This is a genomic window from Undibacterium sp. TC9W (genome assembly GCF_049339865.1).
GTDB lineage: Bacteria > Pseudomonadota > Gammaproteobacteria > Burkholderiales > Burkholderiaceae_D > Undibacterium.
This window is the reverse complement of record NZ_JBMPPJ010000001.1, coordinates 123,011-140,215: the sequence shown is the minus strand read 5'-3', so window position 1 is coordinate 140,215 and position 17,205 is coordinate 123,011. Positions and strand designations below refer to the sequence as shown.

The following is a 17,205-nucleotide window of genomic DNA, read 5'->3' as shown; positions in this document are numbered from 1 at the left end:
CAAAGAGGAGTAATACGTGGACTTTAGCATAAAAACAATCGACGCAAAAAGTGCCTCGACTGCCCATAAAGCAATTAAGACAGGCTGTATCGTCGTTGGCGTCTATGAAAACAAGAAACTTTCTGCCGCTGCAGCAGGTCTGGACAAGTCCGGCGACATCGCCACCGCCCTGAAATCTGGTGATATCACAGGCAAAGCCGGTACATCCCTGCTGTTGCGCAAACTGGCTGATGTCGCTGCAGAGCGCGTATTGCTGGTAGGTTTGGGTGAAGAAGCAGCTACTGTTGGCGAAAAAGCCTACAACCAGGCGGTACAGGCTGCTGCCCGTACCCTGGCTGGTCTGGGTGCCAATGATGCAGTGATCGCCCTGCCTGCGGTCAAAGACCGTGACCTGGGCTGGTCTGTCCGAGCTACGGTGCTGGCTTTCCGTGAAAGCATTTTCCGCGCCGATGGCATGAAGAGCAAAAAAGACACATCCACTGCTGGCGTCAAGAAAGTCGCCATCGTTGTTGATGCAGCAGACGCAACTGCTGCCAAAAATGCACTGGTACAGAGCGTAGCCCTGGCCAATGGCATGGATTTGACCAAAGAACTGGGCAACCTGCCACCTAATATTTGCACACCAACGCACCTGGCCAATACGGCCAAGAAAATCGCTACCGACTACAAAATGGTCGCTGAAGTGCTGGACCGCAAACAGATACAAGCCCTCAAAATGGGTAGTTTCCTGTCTGTCACCAATGGTACGGTAGAGCCACCGAAGTTCATCGTGCTCAAGCACAATGGCGGCAAAGTCAAGGATGCCCCAGTTGTTCTGGTCGGCAAAGGCATTACTTTTGACTCCGGCGGCATCTCGCTGAAAGCTGGTGCTGGCATGGATGAGATGAAATACGACATGGGCGGTGCAGCTTCTGTGCTGGGTACCATGCGTGCCATCGGTGAAATGAAGCTGAAGCTGAACGTCATTGCCGTCATCCCTACTTGCGAAAACATGCCTTCTGGCAGCGCAACACGTCCTGGTGACATTGTCACGTCCATGTCTGGTCAGACTATCGAAATCCTGAATACGGATGCCGAAGGCCGCCTGATCCTGTGTGACGCCCTGACTTACGCAGAACGTTTCAAACCAGCAGCCGTAGTTGACGTCGCAACTTTGACAGGTGCTTGCGTGACTTCCCTGGGTCACCACAACTCTGGCCTGTTCACCCGCCATGATGAAGCGCATGACCAACTGGCAGCAGAATTGCTGGCAGCGGGCAAGCAAACTGGCGATACAGCATGGCGCATGCCTATCGAAGAAGCGTATAACGAGCAACTGAAATCCAATTTTGCTGACATGGCAAATATTGGCGGCCCGGCTGGCGGCAGTATTACGGCAGCCTGCTTCCTTGAGCGTTACACCAAGAAATACACCTGGGCTCATCTGGATATCGCCGGCACAGCCTGGAAATCTGGTGCAGCCAAGGGCTCTACTGGCCGTCCAGTGCCTTTGTTGACGACATTCCTGATCAATCGCGCAGGCTGATATTTGTCCGTGTTGAGATGAAATGAAAAAGCCGGGGTCTGATCTATTCAGACCCCGGCTTTATTTTTGCTGTCATCAGGGCTGGAACCAAAGCTCAGAGCGGCTGAGAGGCATGTTTGCAGGATTGAGAAAAGGGTTTTGCAATTCCAGCACCGTTCTTTGTTTCAGGGCGGCTCGTTGTATGGCGACCTGGTGATATTTGAGAAAAATTTTCTGGAACTGACCATTCCGCACCATATTTTCCAGCCCATTGTTCAGGTCTTCGGCAAACCGGCGCTTGCTGGGAGTGACAAAGAAGTAGTAGGCAGCAGGATAATGCAGGGCGATGTCCTGGCTGATGACAAGATTTTTACCTGCATGCAAATCCTGCTCCCTCCAGATTTCCATGATAGACCTTGGGAAGTAATCAAAGCGCCCCGCCTCCAGCATGCTGAACAAAGCTTCATAAGAATTAGCTGTATTCACCTTGAGGCCATTATGCTCCAGGATTTTGACGTCTGGCCAATCCTGTTCTTGCCCTGCGGAGTAATTCTCCATATCCCGCAAAGTTCTGATAGGCTTGAACATCTGGCGGTTTTCACTGATGACAAAAGGTATGCGCCAACCCAGCAAACCTTTGTCTATCGGGATTTTAATGGCGATCAGCGCTTTTTCTCTTTCATCCGTGGACATGCTCCACAAAAGATCAACTTCACCCGTACCATATTTCATCTCATGCACGGCCCTGCCTTGCTGCATCGTCGCCTTGCTTGGCAATAGCTGGTATTTATTGGCGGACGAAGACAGGGCCTCAGCCAGTAATTCGTGGATATAATCAAAATGACTATCTGTCTTGGCCGCCGGACGTGGGTAACGTATGACGGTGATATCTGCATAGACAACCTGGGAGCCAAAGATCAACATGACAATAATCAGTATTACTGAGCACTTGCGCATATTGTGTCTAAAAGAAAGCTTGTTGCTGCATTTTAGTCTCTTTCCATGATGAAATAAGTTACGTGCCTGATTAAAAAGTCAAAAATTGAAAAGTCTTATCACCCTCTGGTAAGCAGGTTTGCATGGCAGCAAATATCCCGTGAATTCCAAACTCACAACATCGTATAAAATACCATACGTATAAACTCGTTCAATCCCTCAGATCCGCTTCCCGGCAAATTGAATGACACCTCAAACTAGAATAAGTAAAAGCCCCCATGAAATTAGTCACCTGGAACGTAAACTCCCTGAAAGTCAGGCTCCCACAAGTCTTGCAATGGCTGGAAACCAATCCTGTCGATGTGCTTTGCATACAGGAAACCAAGCTCACCGACGACAAGTTCCCTCAGGCAGAGATAGAAGCGGCAGGTTATCAAGTCGCTTTTACTGGCCAAAAAACCTATAACGGCGTGGCGATTTTATCGAAGCACGCGATGACGGATATTCAAAAGAATAATCCACAGTTTGAAGATGAACAGCAACGCATCATTGCCGCCACCATAGAAGGCATACGCGTCATTTGTGCTTATGTGCCAAATGGACAGGCGCCAGATTCCGACAAGTTCCAGTACAAGTTGAAATGGTTTGCAGCACTGGAAAACTGGGTCAGGGAAGAAATGACGCGCCATCCAAAACTGGCGGTATTGGGCGACTATAACATCGCCCCGGAAGACCGGGATGTACATGACCCTGCCGCCTGGGTGGGCATGAACCTGGTATCACCAGAAGAAAGGGCGGCGCTAACAAGCCTAATGAGCCTGGGGCTGAGTGACAGCTTCCGCCAGTTTGAGCAGGCAGAAAAATCCTTTAGCTGGTGGGATTATCGTGCTCTCGGTTTCCGTCTGAATAAAGGTGTACGCATAGACCATATCCTGCTATCCGCAGAATTGGCTAAGCAGTGCACCTCCTGCGTTATCGACCGCGTACCACGCAAGTGGGAGCAACCATCGGATCATGCCCCGGTGATTGCTACCCTGGCTTGAGCTTTAGTCAACAAATTCAACAAATTTTTCGTCAACATGTTTAATCGTCATATCCCAGACTGGGTGCAGAAGCCTTATTCTTCGCCCAGCTTGATTTAGCAGGTGCTATACGTGGGCCAGAAGCTGAATCTTCCATACGGAAGGCCGACATTGCAGTTTTCAACAAGTTGGCCTGCTCTTCCAGTGAGCCTGCCGCCGCAGCAGCTTCTTCTACCAAGGCAGCGTTTTGCTGGGTTGCCTCATCCATGTGCGCCAGCGCCACATTGACCTGCTGAATACCATCGCTTTGCTCTACCGAGGCAGTGGTAATTTCATTGATGATGGCAGCAACCTGATCAACCGCAGAGACGATGCGGTTCATGGCTGCACCAGCTTTATCGACAAGCTCTGAGCCTTCGCTGACTTTATTGACCGAATCTTCAATCAGGTTCTTGATCTCTTGCGCCGCAGCAGCACTGCGTTGTGCCAGGGTGCGCACCTCACTGGCAACCACCGCAAAACCGCGCCCCTGCTCACCTGCCCTGGCCGCTTCCACCGCCGCATTTAAAGCGAGGATATTGGTCTGGAAGGCGATACCTTCTATGACGCTGATGATATCGACAATCTTGCGTGAGCTGTCACTGATACCTTGCATGGTCGTGACCACCTTGCCTACCACCTCACCGCCCTGAGTTGCGACATCAGATGCGTTCACGGCCATCTTGTTGGCTTCGCGGGCATTGTCGGCATTATTGCGTACGGCCTCGGTCAGCTCCTCCATGCTTGCAGCAGTTTCTTCGAGGGATGAAGCCTGTTGCTCGGTCCTGCCAGACAAATCCATATTGCCAGTGGCAATTTCTGTCGCACCCACAGTAATGGAATCAGTCGCCTTGCGTACATCGACAACCATGACGCGCAATTGCTCCAGGAAGCGATTGAAGGCCGACGCGGTCTGGGCTACTTCATCATCGCCCTCGACATCTATCTTACGGCTCAGATCACCGCCACCAGCAGCGATGTCTGACATCGCATCGCGCACTCTTTGCAAGCCAGCCAGCATGCGGCCCACCAGCAAGGTGGTCAAAGGCATGATCACGCCCAGCAAAACCAGCAGGACAACGGCGGAGAGTATCAGCAACTGATCCAGGGCTTCCAGCGCTTTTTTCTTGTCGATGACCAACGCCAGGTAAATATCAGAACCGGTAATTTGCTGCAAGAGCATGAAATGCTGCTTGCCGCCTATCTCAGTGAGTATCGGGTCTTTTTGTTTGGACAGGTTCGCCAGATTATCGAGTGCCAGATCAGGGGTAATTTCCTTGGCCATTTTCATGACCCTGGCCTGATCAGCATGTGCCAGCACCTGGCCGCTCTTGTCCAGCAAGAAGGCATAACCGCCGCCCGCCAGTTTGATGTTCAGTATCTGGTCAACAATCTTGGTCAGGAACACATCAGCACCAACCACGCCTCCCTCGCCACCTTTGACAGGTGCGGCAAACGTAATCATCAGTCCAGGAGGTGCGACGCCCAAATAGGGAGAAGTGACGATGGGCTTTTTGGCTTCCATCGCGGCTTTATACCAGGGGCGCACAGTAGGGTCGAAACCTGCAGGTGGTGGGTCAGGCGGGATATTGGTGAATTGCTTGTCGGGCTGGCCTTGATAAACGCTGAGAAAACTGCCGCCACCCCGCATCATGGTCAGGCTGGCCTGCAGATCAGCGCCGTTACCCAGGCCTTGCGACAAACTGTCCATCATGGACAAATTGGTTTGTATCCAGTTACTCAATACCGCGTTATAACCTGCTGCAACACCGCGCATTTCATTGTTGAGGTCATTCTCTATCTGCGACTTCATCCTCAGATAGCTGCCTATAGTCAGGACTATGGTACAAATTGCGATCAATAATCCTATAACAACAATGAGTCTGGCCTTGAGTGATTTCATAGTTTCCCCTGAGTACGGATATGAATAAGTAACAAGACTTTGCTCAAGCAAATCCAGATGCACACAAGCACGCACATAGAAAAGCTTAATGCCCTACAACAATATTACGCCGCAGATTACGCAATGTGAAAAAAATTTTTCCCTATTTGCCACTTTGTAAAACAAGTTCACAAGTCTGTCGGTTTGCAACATCAATCCGGCTTAAATCAACTTGATTCAATTCTTGCTCACAGACAAGGAAATGCGACTAGGCTTTTTAAAGCTGCCGCTTTACACTGTGCATTTCCCTGGAGTCAAGAATGACCATCATCATCACGACAGAAAGACTCAATCTGCGCACCATCACAACAGATGATGCGGCGTTTTATCTGACACTGGTGAATGATCCTGCCTTTATCACCAACATACGTGACAAGGGCATACGCACGCTGGAAGAAGCAAGGACAGATATCATCAATGGCCCCATGGCCAACCAGGAAAAGATAGGTTTTAGCCTGTATGTGATGGAACGCAAGGAAGATGGACAGGCAATTGGTCTGTGTGGCCTGGTCAAGCGGGAAACTCTGAAGAATGTGGATATAGGCTATGCCCTGTTACCGCAATTTACAGGACAGGGCTATGCCAGGGAGGCCGCCAGGGCAACCCTGCATTACGCGCATACGCATCTGCGTATAAGCAAACTGGCCGGCATTACTTCACCTGTCAATGGCCCCTCCAATCAATTATTGCAAGATTTGGGTTTTCAGTTGGAAGATGTGGTGGTGTTGGCAGGTGAAAGCAGAGATACCAATTTATATGGCTATGAGTTTTAAATTGGATGTCTTGGCAGTTTTTTTTTAAAATAGGACTTGCACAAAATTGTCCCAGCAAGGCACCAGCGACGAAGACAGTACTTTAGTACCGAATTTGCTAAACGCGGGAGCTGCAACGCAGCTGGGGCGGTTTTATGCAAGTCCGCCTCACAAGAAGCGGTCGAGTATCTTGCGGCTATGCTTGTCTATCTCATACATATCACGTATCAGGAATTGTATGCCGTGATTATCGGTAATCAATAAAGATGTCTTGCCGATGCGGCGTATATCTTCATCACCCTTGAGGACAAAATCAGTCTCGCCGCGGTCGGTTGCTACCTTCCAGGTACATGGCAGGGCAAAGCTGGTGACGCTGATGATGTTGTTGATTTCAGGCATGAATTCGCGCCCTTCCAGCTCTTCCATGACCAGTTCACGTGCATCTGCGGCCAGATCATCAAGCTGATCTATCCATGCAACTTCCCGCCCGTCTGTCATGACCAGCGAGATACCTACCAAGGGCGACTGGATAGGAAATGCACGGACCGGGCTGACGCCTTCAAATACTTCACCAGCTTCATTGCTGAGTATCAGTTTGCCGAAAGAATTGCGGGTCAGGGTAAATTTTGTTGTTGTCATCTTTTTTACTCCTCAACCAGTTCTGCATTACGGGCTTGCGCTTGGTACAGTTTAAAATAAGCACCTTCTTTGGCCATCAACTCATCATGGCTGCCCACCTCGACTACCTGCCCTCTGTCCAGCACCACCAGACGGTCGGCCTTGTGCAGGGTAGATAATCTATGCGCAATCGCTATGGTGGTACGGCCTTGTACCAGGTTATCAAGCGCTTTCTGGATTTCTTTCTCAGTTTGCGAATCGACGGAAGATGTCGCTTCATCCATGATCAAAATGCGTGGATCAATCAGCAGGGCACGAGCAATCGAGATACGTTGACGTTCACCACCCGACAAGCCCTGGCCACGTTCACCAACCATGGAATCATAGCCTTGCGGGAGACGCAAGATGAATTCATGGGCATGAGCAGCACGCGCCGCCGCGATGATTTCATCACGCGTGGCTTCTGGCTTGCCATAGGCAATATTCTCGGCAATGGTGCCAAAGAAAAGGAAGGGCTCTTGCAAGACCAGCCCGATATTTTGGCGGTAGTCAGACACGGCAAATGAGCGTATATCGACACCGTCCAGCAAAATGGCACCTTCCGAGACATCATAGAAACGGCAAATCAAGTTCACCAGCGTACTCTTGCCAGAGCCACTATGACCGACAAGACCTATCATTTCACCTGGTTTGATGTTCAGATTGATACCACGGTTGACCGCACGGTTACCGTAACGGAAGCCCACTTCGCGCAATTCTATCTGGCCTTTGACTTCTTTTACCTTCACCGGATTTTGCGGATCAGGCACGCTCGATACATGATCAAGAATATCGAAAATACGCTTGGCAGCCGAAGCAGATTTCTGCGTAACAGACACGATGCGGCTCATGGAATCAATACGACCATAGAAGTTACTGATGAAAGCCACAGCAGCCACCAGAGAACCAACGGTAATATCACCCTTGGAAATCTGCCATATACCAAAGCCCCAGACCACCAGAATACCGAGATCCGTCAGGAATGACACGGTTGGTGAAAACAGCGACCAGACCTTGTTGAGCTTGTCGTTAACCGCCAGATTATGCTTGTTGGCTTCGCGGAAGCGCCCTGCCTCGCGTTTTTCCTGGGCAAAAGCCTTGACCACACGTATCCCTGGGATGGTATCGGCCAGAACATTGGTGACCTCGCCCCATACCCTGTCTATCTTTTCAAAACCGGTACGCAACTTGTCGCGCACCAGGTGGATCATCCAGGCAATGAATGGCAATGGCAGCAAAGTCACCAGGGCCAGCTTTGTATTGATCTGCAACAGGAAACCAGCCGTCATGATGAACATCAGCACGTCAGTTGCAAAGTCCAGCAGGTGCAGGGACAGGTAAACGCAAATGCGGTCACTTTCGCTCCCTATGCGCGACATCAGGTCACCAGTGCGTTTGCCGCCAAAATATTCGAGAGACAATTTCAACAGATGTTCATAGGTAGCGGTACGCAAATCGGCACCTATGCGCTCTGACACCAGCGCGAGGATATACGTCTTGCCCCAGCTTAGCAGCCATGCAACAACTGCAGAACCTAGCAGCCCGCCGATGTAAAATACCACCAGTTTAGGATCGACATGCGCACCGTTTTGATAGGGAATCAGCACCTCATCCGTCAACGGCTTGGTCAGGTAACGCGGGATCATATGCGCAGCCGTGCCCAGCAACATCAGCGAGAAGCCAATGAACAGTTGCAAGCGGTAGGGATGGGCAAACCGCCACAGGCGCAATAATGTCCAGGTAGAAGGTGGTGTGTAAGTTACTTTGGTGCAGACTGGGCATTCTTCCTGGTCCGGTTCCAGCACGGCTTTACAGCTGGGGCAGATATTCTGCTCAGCACGTACTACAGGCATGCCGGTAACATGGCTTAATAATTGCTCCTTGAAATGGTCCAGCAGGCGTATGGCATGCAAATTCTGGCCCAGGGTAAAGCGCCAGCTGGCCTGCAGGCCCTTTTCATCCACCAGTTCCAGATGGCCGACACCGGCATGATCATGATGACTTAGTTGCAAACCCTGGCGAAAACGCCATTCTTTCCACTCAGTTTCGCCGGGGGATTTGGTCAGCAGGCGCTGCTCTGTCACCACCAGCAAGCCCTTGCGGAAGCGAAGTTTGTTGTCGAGGTCAACCTCCAGGGCAGCTAAAACGTTCTCGCCCTTGGCGATCTGACTATTGAGGTCAGACTGCCAGGATACTGGGAGTGATGTAACAGGCTGTTCGGGGCTGAATTGTGTTGTAGTCATCGTAAAATGAACTCCTGCTCAAGAGCTGGTCCCGAATCAAATCAGGACATAAATTTTAGTAAAAGAGATCACTTGGTTTCCGTTTCCGGCATAAGCCATGTCACGGAAGCAGCAATTTACGGTATTCTATCGAAAGAAAAATAATCAGATAACTCTGATCAAGAGGATGAACTGCTTTTGCGCTGGCGCGCAAGTATATCAGCAGGCGCGCCTTTCACAGCCGCTTTCAATATGATATACAAAGTAACGTTGTAGCGATGACAAGATTTTCAAGGCACCAGAAAATTTTGCATGGCCAGCCAGCCCAAGATGTCGTGCATTCAGGAAAAACGAAGAAACGCTCTAAAATGACAAGACCTGGTCTGCATAAACCTGGCTTATAAAAGTTTACATACATGACAACAAACAAGAAAGACATCCGCATTCTCAGCGCAACGCACTTGCGGGGCCCGAATATCTGGACTTATCGCCCTGTCATTGAAGCAGTGCTGGACATAGGTGAGCTGGAAGAATTTCCATCGAATAAAATCCCTGGTCTGTATGAACGCCTGACGACCTGGTTGCCCGGCATCATAGAACATCGCTGTGGTGTCGGTGAGCGTGGCGGATTTCTGGAACGCCTGCGTGAAGGCACCTGGTCTGGTCACATTCTTGAACATGTTGTACTCGAACTGCAAAACCTGGCAGGCATGCGCACTGGTTTTGGCCAGACCCGTTCTACCAATGTGGCTGGCGTTTATAAAATGGCTTTCCGTACCCGTGAAGAGCAGGTAGGCCGGGCAGCGCTGCAAATTGGCCGTGATTTGTTGATGGCGGCGATTGAAGATCAGCCTTTTGACCTGCAAACCAGAGTGACAGAATTGCGCGAACTGGTGGATGACCGTTGCCTGGGCCCAAGTACGGCCAGCATCGTTGATGCCGCCACTGAACGCCGCATCCCATCAATACGCCTGACAGATGGCAATCTGGTGCAACTGGGCCATGGCGCAGCGCAGCGCCGTATCTGGACAGCAGAAACTGACCGCACCAGCGCCATTGCTGAAAGCATTGCCAGCGATAAAGACCTGACCAAGACCTTGCTGCAATCTTGCGGCGTGCCTGTTCCAGAAGGCTCATTAGTGCGCAGTGCTGAAGAAGCCTGGGAAGAAGCGCAGGACATCGGCCTACCCGTCGTCATCAAACCTTATGACGGCAACCATGGCCGCGGTGTTTCACTGAACCTGATGAGCAAGGAAGATGTGATTGCTGCTTATGAGCTGGCTGCACGCAAGGGTGATAGCAAGAGTGTCATCGTTGAGCGTTTTGTCACTGGTGACGAGCATCGTGTGCTGGTCGTCGGTAACGAGGTCGTTGCAGTCGGCAAAGGTGAGTCGCTGTGGGTGACTGGCAATGGCAAATCGAATATTACTGAGCTGGTCGATGACCAGATCAATACTGACCCACGCCGTGGTACGACAGAAGACTGCCCGCTGAATGCGCTGGACCCGGCAGCAGGTGCAGAAATCATTCTCGAATTGAAGCGCCAGGGCATGGATGCCAATTCCATCCCTCTCGCTGGACAAAAAGTATTGATACAGCCTAACGGCAATGTCGCTCTGGACGTCACCGATAAAATTCATCCCGATATCGCCTATGCAGCAACACTGGCCGCGCGTATCGTCGGCCTGGATATCGCCGGTGTTGATCTGGTAGCAGAAGACATTTCCCGTCCCATGACTGAGCAAGGCGCAGCGATTATTGAAGTCAATGCCAGCCCAGGCTTGCTGGCCCATATCAAGCCCGCCAATGGTGAAGGTCGCCCGGTTGGCAAGGCCATCATCAATCATTTGTTTGCGCCTGAAGAAAGTGGCCGCATCAGCATCGTCGGTGTAGCTGGCACCAAAGGTTGCAGCCTGATTGCCCGCCTGATCGGTGCACTGATCAATATCAGCGGCAAGGAAACCGGCGTCGCTTGCGCCCAGGGCCTGTTTCTGAACAAACGCCTGGTTACCGATGGCGATTGCGCCAACTGGGAAGCTGGCCAGAGATTGTTAATCAACCGCTCAGTGCAAGCTGCCGTATTTGAAACCAATGCCAAGGCCATGCTCAGCGACGGTCTGGCCTATGACAAATGCGCAGTTGGCGTCGTCACCGATCTGGATGGCTACGCCGGCCTGGGCGCCTATTACATAGATAGCCCGGACCAGATGCGCAAAGTCTTGCGTACTCAGGTTGATGTGATTTTGCCTGACGGCGTTGCAGTATTGAATGCTGCCGACCCAGACGTGGCCGACCTGGCCGAGCTCTGCGATGGCAAGGTGATTTTTTACGCCAAGGACCCGTCACTGGAAGCGATAGTCAATCATCGCGCTCTCGGTGAGCGGGTGGTATTTTTGCGTGATGACAATATCGTGCTGGCAGATGGCGAAACTGAAACCGCCCTGCTGCCCCTGAGCGCCTTGAAACCTGCAAAAGTCGCCCAGGCGGAAAGTGTACTGGCAGCAGTTGCAGCAGCATGGGCCTTGAACATCACCCCAGAACTGATAGGTGCTGGTCTCAGGACTTTTGACTCAAGCAAGAAAGCTCCTTACTGATTGCTTTAAGCATAGTGCGGATGTCAAATCTGGCATCCGTACAAATACAAGATATATTGTTTACTCTTAGAATTTGCTATTTATCTGATGGTGTGATTTCTGGTGCTTGCATGCTCAGGCTGTAAATATCGGTACACCCTCGTTTGACGCCCTTTTCAACAGGATTAAGTTTTATGGAAGTATCACGCATCCGTGCCCTGCGCGGTCCCAATCTCTGGAGCCACCATACGGCCGTAGAAGCGATTGTTGCCTGCACAAATGAAGAGATGTCAATTGCCAGCCTGAACGGATTTGAAGACCGTTTGCGCGCCCTTTTCCCGCAACTCAGCATTTTGCAACCCACCGGTCATGATGATGCCATCCCCATGGCCCATGTGTTTGAATTGCTGACCCTTGGCCTGCAGGCAGAAGCCGGTTGCCCAGTCACTTTCAGCCGCACTACGCAAACCCTGGAGGCAGGCATTTTCCAGGTCGTGGCTGAATATTCAGAAGAAGCCGTTGGCCGCCTGGCCGTTGAACTGGCAGAGCAAATCATTAATGCAGCACTGAAAGACCAGGCCTTTGACCTGCCAGTTGCGCTTGAACAATTACGCGATCTGGATGAAGACGTGCGCCTCGGGCCATCTACAGGCTCTATCGTGAATGCGGCCGTCGCTCGCAATATTCCTTACCGGCGTTTGACAGATGGCAGTCTGGTTGCTTTTGGCTGGGGTAGCCGTCAACGCAAGATACAGGCAGCAGAAATGGATGGCACCAGCGCCATTGCAGAAGCCATTGCACAAGACAAGGAGCTAACCAAGAAACTCTTGCATGCTGCAGGCGTACCCGTACCTTTGGGACGTTCGGTTTCCGACCCCGATGATGCCTGGAAAGCCGCTCTTGAAATCGGCTTGCCTGTGGTAGTCAAACCCAAGGATGGCAATCAGGGCAAAGGCGTGACTGTCAACGTCACCACGCGTGAGCAACTGGATGCAGGTTTCCATGCCGCCAGCGAATTCCGTGATGACATTCTGGTCGAGCGCTTCTTGCCAGGCAATGACTTCCGTCTGCTGGTGGTGGGCAACAAGCTGGTTGCCGCTGCCCGCCGTGACCCGCCGCAAGTGGTGGGTGATGGCAAGCAAAGCGTGCGTGAACTGGTTGAGCAAGTCAATAAAGACCCGCGCCGTGGCAGTGGTCACTCCACGTCCCTGACCAAGATACGTTTTGATGATATTGCCCTGGCCAGCCTGGCCAAGCAGGGTTTTGTGGCTGACTCCATCCCACCAAAAGGCCAGCGCGTGGTATTGCGCAATAATGCCAATCTCTCTACCGGTGGCGCAGCGACCGATGTGACAGATGACGTGCATCCAGAGGTTGCCGCCCGCGCAGTAGCTGCAGCACAAATGGTGGGGCTCGATATTTGCGGTGTCGATCTGGTCTGTGACAGCGTCTTGAAACCGATAGAACAACAAAATGGCGGCATCGTTGAAGTCAATGCTGCGCCAGGTTTGCGTATGCACCTCTCCCCGTCTTTTGGCAAAGGCCGCCAGGTTGGTGAAGCAATTATCGCCTCGATGTTTGATGACAATGACGATGGCCGCATCCCTATCATTGCGGTTACCGGCACCAATGGCAAAACCACGACCGTACGCCTGATTGCCCATCTGTTGACAGCCAGCGGCCTGCGTACAGGCATGACCAATACAGATGGCGTGTATGTTGCAGGCCGCCAGATCGATAGCGGCGATTGCAGCGGCCCGCGCAGTGCCCGCAATGTCTTGTCCCACCCTGATGTTGATGCAGCCGTGTTTGAAACAGCACGCGGTGGTGTCTTGCGTGAAGGTCTGGCGTATGACCGTTGCCAGGTTGCAGTCGTCACCAATATTGGTTCTGGTGACCATCTTGGCTTGAATTACATCACCACGGTAGAAGATCTCGCCGTATTGAAACGCGTCATCGTACAAAACGTTGCTGATAACGGCTATGCCGTACTGAATGCGGCTGACCCTATCGTTGCGGCCATGGCCAGCAATTGCCCGTCTGCCGTCATCTTCTTCGCGGCTGATCACCAGCATCCTGTCATGGCAACACACAGGGCTCAGGGCAAGCGCGTGGTATATGTAGAAAACGGCCATCTGATCGCTGCTGAAGGCAAGACACGCCATAGCGTACCGCTGGCTGATATCCCTATCACCCGTAATGGCAGCATAGGCTTCCAGGTCGAGAACGTCATGGCATCCGTCGCCGCAGCCTGGGCAATCAATATTGACTGGGACAGCATACGCGTAGGCTTGTTGTCGTTTGCCAATGAAGCCGACAATGCGCCTGGCCGCTTCAATGTCTTCAACTTCCGCGGTGCGACACTGATTGCTGATTATGGCCATAACCCGGATGCGATATTGGCACTGGTACGCGCAGTAGAAACCATGCCTGCCAAACGCCGCTCTGTCGTCATCAGCGGTGCCGGTGACCGCCGTGACCAGGACATACGCCAGCAGACTGAAATCCTCGGTGAATCGTTTGACGACGTAGTGCTATACCAAGATCAATGCCAGCGTGGCCGCGCAGACGGTGAAGTTGTCGCCCTCCTGCGTGAAGGCCTGAAGCAGGCAACAAAAACTTCGCGCATAGATGAAATCAATGGTGAATTCATCGCAATTGACCTGGCCATGGACAGACTCGAGGCAGGCGACCTGTGCCTGATCCTGATTGACCAGGTAGAAGAAGCACTGGCGCATATCGCCAAGCGTGTTGCAGCAGGCTAAAACTCGCTGCATACATTAAAAAGCCGGACCAGTTTACGACTGGCCCGGCTTTTTTAATTAATGACGTCTTCAGCTATTGCAGCCTGCCCCTCATGCAGCACAGACCCGCTTACCAGTTGCCTGTTACACGCTTGCCCGTCAAATTATGAAACCCTTGGGCTCAGGTTTGACATTGTGCAAACCTGCCAGCGGCAGATGTTTGTCAGTGGTGATCTCGCCATCCAGCATCAGCGAGGTATAGCGCAAACAGCAAACCCGCAGGAAGGATGAGAAATTGTCGATTTGGCCGCGGTAGGCAATCAACTCATCATACAGCTTGGTGATGAGTTGATTGGTATTCATGCTATCGCGCTGGGCAATCTCTTCCAGCACATTCCAGAATATATTTTCCAGTCTGATGGAAGTCACCACGCCATGCAGGCGCAGGGAACGCGCCCTGGATTCATACAGGCCAGGGTCGGCTTTGATAAAAATCTCGCACATTTTTCCTCCCGCATATCGTCAAGAAAAAGATTTCCTGACGATTATACGGCACTTGCCTGATTTGCAAGCCAAGCTATCATTTGACTACAACTTGATTTCAGTTCCCAGCAATTGCAGGAACTGCCCTATCCAGGCCGGATGTGCAGGCCATGCAGGTGCCGTGACAAAATTCTTGTCCGTTACTGCATCAGTAACAGCAATATTTGCGTAATGGCCACCGGCCGCCTCTACTTCAGGCTGGCAGGCAGGGTAAGCTGAGCATTTGATACCTTCAAGCACCTTGGCGGCAGCCAAAATCTGTGCACCATGGCAAACGGCTGCTATCGGCTTCTTTGTTTGCGCGAAATGTTGCACGATAGCAATCACCTGCGGGTTCAGGCGCAAATATTCAGGTGCGCGGCCACCAGGTATCAACAAGGCATCATAATCCTGCGCCTTGATGCTGGCGAAGTCATGGGTGATGCTGAATCGGTGACCTGGTTTCTCGGTATAAGTCTGCTGGCCTTCAAAATCATGGATGGCGGTAGCCACATAGTCACCTGGCTTTTTGTCAGGGCAAACTGCGTGTACTGCATGTCCAACAGCCAGCAGACTTTGGAAAGGCACCATGGCCTCATAATCTTCTACAAAATCACCGACCAGCATAAGAATTTTTTTGGCTGCCATGATGTCTCCTGAATATTGGTTTGAAAGAGACCCATTGTTGAGCAAATTTCAGCATCGCAGGTAATGACGGGTTACTACATGCATGAGGAAATTTCCACCTGGAAATTAACTATATTTTGCGCATTCTTATTGATATTTTGCGACGTATTAATCAAACAGTAACAGGAACTCGTATAAAATCAAATCATGCTCTGGAATTCGATCATACGGGGCGGGTATCGTTTATAGCCTGGAGACAACATGGCAGAAGCAGGACCGCTGTATAAAAATCGGGTATTGCTGCTCACGCAAACCTTTTTCATCATCGATAACAAGAAGGAATTGTTGATCGGTGCCCATAAGTACGACTTCGACATCCTGTTTTTTGACCAGATGAGTGACTTTGTGAAGGCTGTACAGACTTCCGAAGGTCATGACCTGTTCGTGATAGACCTTGATGTGCTGTACAACATGCAGGATGACATGCAGCACACCCGCCGCCAGACCATGTTCCTCAGCGATTTGCTGCAGCGCCTGCCAGATGATCAAAACTATATCTACCTGCAGACCGTGCGCCAGGGTGAGCGCTTCTTGCTGCAACAAAAACTGGTCGATAGCAATTGCATGGCATACGCAGAAAAACCCATCACCAATGAGGTGCTGGTTGATAAGCTATTCAACATCTTCGCCCGCCAAAAGCGTGGCGAGAACAATACCATTGTGCTTTGCGGCGAACTGTCTTCACTGGATACTGCCATGCTGGCAGAAAACCATATAGAACTGCTGCACAATCCTGATGCCCGCTCTTTGCATGTGCGCGTCAAGGAAGCCCAACCAGATATCGTGCTCATTGATGAAGCACAATATTTGCAGACCGAAGCCCTGGTGCGTGTACTCAAAAAGAATATAGAATTTGACCCTGGCCGCGAAATCATCCTGCTGCAAAGCCGCCCTGACCCGGCCATGGCCAGGCGCGCACTTGATAGCGGTTTTGATGAAATCCTGACACCCAGCGACGCTGATGTACTGACACGCCAGCTACTGAACCGCGTCAATAAAATCCGCGCCAGCAAAGACCTGATCAGCCGCGACCGCGCCACTGGCTTGTTGAATAAGGTCGGGTTGCAAAAAAAGGCCCAGGAATGGATACGCCGCGCCAGCCGCGAAGACAAACCGCTGGCCTACGGCATCATCGACATCGACAAGTTCAAGAACATCAATGACACCTGGGGCCATTACTTTGGCGACATCGTCATCAAGCGTTTGTCTTTGGTCTTGTCCGCACAACTGGGCGAGCAGGATTTGCTGAGCCGTTTTGGTGGCGAAGAATTTGTCGTGGTTTTCTGGGATTGCACACCAGCACAAGGAAAACAAAAACTCGACGCCATGCGCGAAGCCTTTGGCAAAATCGTCTTCGAAGTCAAACCTGGTGAAAATAAAAACTTCAGCTTCAGCGGAGGCATCGCCGACTTCCCAACCTGGAATACCGAGAATGCCATGTTCTTGCAGGCGGATGCCATGTTGTATCAGGCCAAGCAAGGTGGACGGAATCAGGTTTGTGTTAGTGGGAAATAATACAACTCAAAGCCATCAAGCTTATTACCAGAATCGTAGGGTGGATTAACCTCGTAGGTTGGGCTACGTTTTATCAGCCCAACACTCGGC

The 17,205-nt window shown here is 51.5% G+C and carries 12 protein-coding genes; 6 read left to right on the top strand and 6 right to left on the bottom strand.

Annotated features, from left to right (window positions below; all coding sequences use genetic code 11):
• Positions 1 to 16 precede the first annotated feature (16 nt).
• Positions 17 to 1,525 carry a leucyl aminopeptidase gene (locus ACO0LN_RS00670; protein ID WP_422970486.1) on the top strand — a complete coding sequence of 503 codons (1,509 nt, stop codon included), beginning with the start codon at positions 17 to 19 and terminating at the stop codon, positions 1,523 to 1,525.
• Positions 1,526 to 1,600: 75 nt separating this feature from the next.
• Here ACO0LN_RS00670 and ACO0LN_RS00665 read toward each other — a convergent pair whose 3' ends face one another.
• Entirely contained in the window at positions 1,601 to 2,461 is an 861-nt protein-coding gene (locus ACO0LN_RS00665; RefSeq protein WP_422970485.1) for a substrate-binding periplasmic protein, read from the bottom strand.
• 257 nt (positions 2,462 to 2,718) lie between these two features.
• On the opposite strand from ACO0LN_RS00665, the gene xth reads away from it, so the two are divergent.
• Complete coding sequence (xth, locus tag ACO0LN_RS00660) at positions 2,719 to 3,483, top strand: exodeoxyribonuclease III (RefSeq protein WP_422970484.1); 765 nt, start codon at positions 2,719 to 2,721, stop codon at positions 3,481 to 3,483.
• A gap of 40 nt (positions 3,484 to 3,523) precedes the next feature.
• On the opposite strand, the gene ACO0LN_RS00655 is transcribed toward xth, so the two are convergent.
• On the bottom strand, positions 3,524 to 5,404 hold the full coding sequence (locus ACO0LN_RS00655) for a methyl-accepting chemotaxis protein (RefSeq protein WP_422970483.1): 1,881 nt from the start codon (positions 5,402 to 5,404) through the stop codon (positions 3,524 to 3,526).
• Positions 5,405 to 5,703: 299 nt separating this feature from the next.
• Here ACO0LN_RS00655 and ACO0LN_RS00650 point away from each other — a divergent pair, with 299 nt between their 5' ends.
• Entirely contained in the window at positions 5,704 to 6,216 is a 513-nt protein-coding gene (locus ACO0LN_RS00650; protein WP_422970482.1) for a GNAT family N-acetyltransferase, read from the top strand.
• Positions 6,217 to 6,363: 147 nt separating this feature from the next.
• On the opposite strand, the gene ACO0LN_RS00645 is transcribed toward ACO0LN_RS00650, so the two are convergent.
• Complete coding sequence (locus ACO0LN_RS00645) at positions 6,364 to 6,834, bottom strand: DUF1854 domain-containing protein (RefSeq protein ID WP_422970481.1); 471 nt, start codon at positions 6,832 to 6,834, stop codon at positions 6,364 to 6,366.
• Positions 6,835 to 6,839: 5 nt separating this feature from the next.
• Positions 6,840 to 9,095: an ABC transporter ATP-binding protein gene (locus ACO0LN_RS00640; RefSeq protein ID WP_422970480.1), complete on the bottom strand. Its 2,256-nt coding sequence runs from the start codon at positions 9,093 to 9,095 to the stop codon at positions 6,840 to 6,842.
• Positions 9,096 to 9,490: 395 nt separating this feature from the next.
• Between ACO0LN_RS00640 and cphA (ACO0LN_RS00635) the strand changes: the two genes are divergently transcribed.
• On the top strand, positions 9,491 to 11,668 hold the full coding sequence (cphA, locus tag ACO0LN_RS00635; RefSeq protein ID WP_422970479.1) for a cyanophycin synthetase: 2,178 nt from the start codon (positions 9,491 to 9,493) through the stop codon (positions 11,666 to 11,668).
• A gap of 173 nt (positions 11,669 to 11,841) precedes the next feature.
• A complete protein-coding gene (gene cphA, locus ACO0LN_RS00630; RefSeq protein WP_422970478.1) occupies positions 11,842 to 14,412 on the top strand; it encodes a cyanophycin synthetase in 2,571 nt (856 codons plus the stop codon).
• A 138-nt stretch (positions 14,413 to 14,550) separates the two neighbouring features.
• Here cphA (ACO0LN_RS00630) and ACO0LN_RS00625 read toward each other — a convergent pair whose 3' ends face one another.
• Positions 14,551 to 14,895: a ribbon-helix-helix domain-containing protein gene (locus ACO0LN_RS00625; RefSeq protein ID WP_422970477.1), complete on the bottom strand. Its 345-nt coding sequence runs from the start codon at positions 14,893 to 14,895 to the stop codon at positions 14,551 to 14,553.
• Between the two features lie 84 nt (positions 14,896 to 14,979).
• Entirely contained in the window at positions 14,980 to 15,561 is a 582-nt protein-coding gene (locus ACO0LN_RS00620; protein WP_422970476.1) for a DJ-1/PfpI family protein, read from the bottom strand.
• A gap of 240 nt (positions 15,562 to 15,801) precedes the next feature.
• Here ACO0LN_RS00620 and ACO0LN_RS00615 point away from each other — a divergent pair, with 240 nt between their 5' ends.
• Positions 15,802 to 17,115: a diguanylate cyclase gene (locus tag ACO0LN_RS00615; protein WP_422970475.1), complete on the top strand. Its 1,314-nt coding sequence runs from the start codon at positions 15,802 to 15,804 to the stop codon at positions 17,113 to 17,115.
• The last annotated feature ends 90 nt before the right edge of the window (positions 17,116 to 17,205 follow it).

Coding starts and splice junctions, on each gene's coding strand:
- ACO0LN_RS00655 (WP_422970483.1), bottom strand. CDS start 5,404: ATGAAATCACTCAAGGCCAGACTCATTGTTGTTATAGGATTATTGATC.
- ACO0LN_RS00640 (WP_422970480.1), bottom strand. CDS start 9,095: ATGACTACAACACAATTCAGCCCCGAACAGCCTGTTACATCACTCCCA.
- ACO0LN_RS00615 (WP_422970475.1), top strand. CDS start 15,802: ATGGCAGAAGCAGGACCGCTGTATAAAAATCGGGTATTGCTGCTCACG.
- ACO0LN_RS00650 (WP_422970482.1), top strand. CDS start 5,704: ATGACCATCATCATCACGACAGAAAGACTCAATCTGCGCACCATCACA.
- cphA (WP_422970478.1), top strand. CDS start 11,842: ATGGAAGTATCACGCATCCGTGCCCTGCGCGGTCCCAATCTCTGGAGC.
- cphA (WP_422970479.1), top strand. CDS start 9,491: ATGACAACAAACAAGAAAGACATCCGCATTCTCAGCGCAACGCACTTG.
- ACO0LN_RS00645 (WP_422970481.1), bottom strand. CDS start 6,834: ATGACAACAACAAAATTTACCCTGACCCGCAATTCTTTCGGCAAACTG.
- ACO0LN_RS00625 (WP_422970477.1), bottom strand. CDS start 14,895: ATGTGCGAGATTTTTATCAAAGCCGACCCTGGCCTGTATGAATCCAGG.
- ACO0LN_RS00620 (WP_422970476.1), bottom strand. CDS start 15,561: ATGGCAGCCAAAAAAATTCTTATGCTGGTCGGTGATTTTGTAGAAGAT.
- xth (WP_422970484.1), top strand. CDS start 2,719: ATGAAATTAGTCACCTGGAACGTAAACTCCCTGAAAGTCAGGCTCCCA.
- ACO0LN_RS00665 (WP_422970485.1), bottom strand. CDS start 2,461: ATGCGCAAGTGCTCAGTAATACTGATTATTGTCATGTTGATCTTTGGC.